This is a genomic window from Nitrosomonas marina, assembly GCF_900111605.1.
Lineage (GTDB): Bacteria > Pseudomonadota > Gammaproteobacteria > Burkholderiales > Nitrosomonadaceae > Nitrosomonas > Nitrosomonas marina_A.
In genome coordinates this window covers 1-2,914 of the sequence record NZ_FOIA01000068.1, presented here as the reverse complement: position 1 = coordinate 2,914, position 2,914 = coordinate 1, and the positions used below count along the sequence as shown (strand labels likewise).

Here is a 2,914-nt window from a genome sequence, read left to right as displayed (position 1 = left end):
ATCAAGTCACCAAAAAAATGTGCGACCTCTTCCTGCCACCTTCCTCTCAAGTTTCTTTCATGATCAGGGGTGGCGTCTACCGAAATGATCGTTAGAATTAATTAAAAATAACTAAATGCTCCGCTGCCATAGAAAGTATTATTCTTACAGATAAACCACTTTTTATGACAAAAATATTCGTCGATAAAATAATATTGTTTTGTGATGTCTGTGTTCAACAAAATCTCACATAAAACATCTGATTCAATAGCGCCAAAGCCAAGAATAGAGCTTGATATTTGCTAAACACAAATTTTACTTACTATAAAGTAGATTTTTAGTGCAAATTTTTAATTGCTACCCACATCTGATTTGTGGTCTACATTACGTCTACATGAAAAATTATTAAATATTTAACTAAACGTAACTTATTGTTTTTATGGTGCCGACACCAAGAATCGAACTCGGGACCTTCTGATTACAAATCACAAATTCTGTGTATTTATCCGTATTTATGAGAATTGATTTAAATACGTATACCTTTACACAGAAAGGCATTCAGGGTAAATTTGACATTTACACGCATTGACAGAAATGCGCCAAAATATACCTGCAATGTAACCCCCGCGTAACCCCAGTTTGCTATGGTCAAAAAATTCAACTTTACAAAAGCGGAGATTGACGCCCTTCCCTTGCCACAAAAAGGCAAGCGCGACACGTATCATGACACAAAGGTGAGCGGTTTGCACTTACGCATATCATCGACGGGCATAAAAACTTTCAGTGTCTTTAAACGTATAAAAGGTGGCAATCCTGAACGTATAACGCTGGGACGCCACCCTGACATGACGATTGATCAAGCAAGGCGAAAAACCATGGAAATCAATTTGATTATAGCTGAGGGCAAAAACCCAGCTGAAGCTAAACGCAAATTGAAATCTGAATTCCTCTTCTGCGATTTATTTACCGAATATATAGAAAGACACTCTAAACCAAAGAAAAAAACATGGGCAGATGATCTGGATAATTATAAAAAACATGTCGAAAAACAGTTGAGCAAAAAAAAGTTATCAGAAATAAACCGGGCAACAGTATCGCTACTTCATAGCAATATAACAACAAAATCAGGACCAATTGCAGCCAATCGAATTTTAGCTCTGATTTCAAGCGTGTTCGGTTGGGCAATATCTGCAGGGCTTTGGGAAAACAATCCGGCTATTGGGATCAGGCGTAACAAAGAAAAAAGCCGAGACCGGTTCATTCAAAGTGATGAACTGCCAAGATTCTTTCAGGCACTCTCAGAAGAGCCAAATGGAACGGTTAGAGACTATATTTTAATCTCGCTATTAACTGGCGCACGCAGATCAAATGTGTGCAGCATGAAATGGCAGGATATTAATTTTGAACGCGCCGAATGGCGTATTGAAGCAACAAAAAACGATACACCTCAAACGGTAACGCTTTCACCTGAAGCGGTTGAGGTTTTACAAAACCGAAAATCTGATGATAGTGAATTTGTTTTTCCAGGTACCGGAAAATCGGGACATCTTCAAGAACCCAGAAAAGGGTGGGAACGTATATTAAATCGTGCAGGAATAAAAGATTTGCGACTTCATGATTTAAGGCGCACCTTGGGAAGCTGGCAAGCAAAAACCGGTGCATCGCTTGCGATTATTGGCAAATCGCTTAATCATAAGAACCAAAATACAACGGCGATTTATGCGCGGCTTGATCTTGATCCAGTAAGAGACTCGGTCAATACGGCCACAAGCGCAATGCTTGCAGCTGGCGGGCTATCAAACCCAAGTGAAATTGTGCAATTTAAGAAAAAGAAATAACAACTTGCAACTTGGATTCGAGTAATAATCACACTTTTTAATTTCGAGTTCAATGATAGCTTTTAAGACGCACAGTTTATCGTGAGTATAAATCAGCTTCTAATATTTTCTAGTGTCAGCACCCGTCTCGCAAGAAATTATATGCGTCCGTTACGTCCATCTAGAATTTTTCTCGTTTTTGGTTAAATTTTCATATAAAGATTTTTTATCCTATACTTAATGCTAACGGTTAGAAAAAAACTGGATTGTTCACCATTTTGTCGTGCATGTTTTTTTAGGATACCGAATATTTATTAAACATATAGTTGCAATATTTTTAGGAAGAAATCTATAAAAATGATAAATAATTACGCATTAACAGGCTGTTACACAAAAGCAGGGGGCACATATGGACGAGGTGATGTCGTGGATTATCGACAACAAAGAATGGATTTTTTCTGGTGCCGGAATTGCGTTGATAGCAAATGTAATTAGAAAAAAGAAAGGCAGAAGCAATCAAAGTATCAAATCCGGGCGTAACACTACTAATATTCAAGTTGGTAACGACTTAAATATCGAAAATAAGATCAAAAAAAAGTAATGTTTAATAAGGATGAACAATATATAAAATCTGGAAATAACTCTGTAAACATACAGGTTGGGGGAGATTTTAATCTGGTCCTTGCTGGGGAAATAGGAATTAATTCCTACTTAGAAAGTGTAGATTCTTATAATCCCGACTGTTTGTTTGAACAAAATGAATTTATTTGGGAGCCTGGTTTTGGTGAAATATCATTGCTTCGACCCGAGCAGTGCGGTGCGGATTTTCACCCTGAAGCAGAAGGCGATCTAAATCAACTGTTAAATTGGGCTTTAAAGAATAAAATTGATACCTTGGTTCAAATAATCGTTGGAACTGCCGGTAGCGGGAAAACCCGTTTGATGCAAGAGGTTTGTCGCCGTTTAATGGACCAGGAATGGATTACCGGTTTTCTCAGATCTAGTCCTCCCGCCAATAGTAGTAGGGCATATCTAAAAATTGCGATTACAAAACGAAGCAAGTCTGGAAGTGAAGTTATTTTTCCTGGTTAGTGTATAATAACATTTTGTTTATTATA

The 2,914-nt window shown here is 37.6% G+C and carries 3 protein-coding genes; all 3 read left to right on the top strand.

The window, feature by feature from the left end; translation table 11 throughout:
- Positions 1–623 precede the first annotated feature (623 nt).
- A complete protein-coding gene (locus tag BMY62_RS15640) occupies positions 624–1,817 on the top strand; it encodes a tyrosine-type recombinase/integrase (RefSeq protein WP_090662158.1) in 1,194 nt (397 codons plus the stop codon).
- Between the two features lie 388 nt (positions 1,818–2,205).
- Positions 2,206–2,397, top strand: coding sequence for a hypothetical protein (locus tag BMY62_RS15635; protein WP_218143012.1), 192 nt, complete (start codon positions 2,206–2,208; stop codon positions 2,395–2,397).
- Complete coding sequence (locus BMY62_RS15630; protein WP_090662155.1) at positions 2,397–2,888, top strand: hypothetical protein; 492 nt, start codon at positions 2,397–2,399, stop codon at positions 2,886–2,888. The genes BMY62_RS15635 and BMY62_RS15630 overlap by 1 nt, the downstream gene beginning before the upstream one ends.
- Positions 2,889–2,914: the final 26 nt, after the last annotated feature.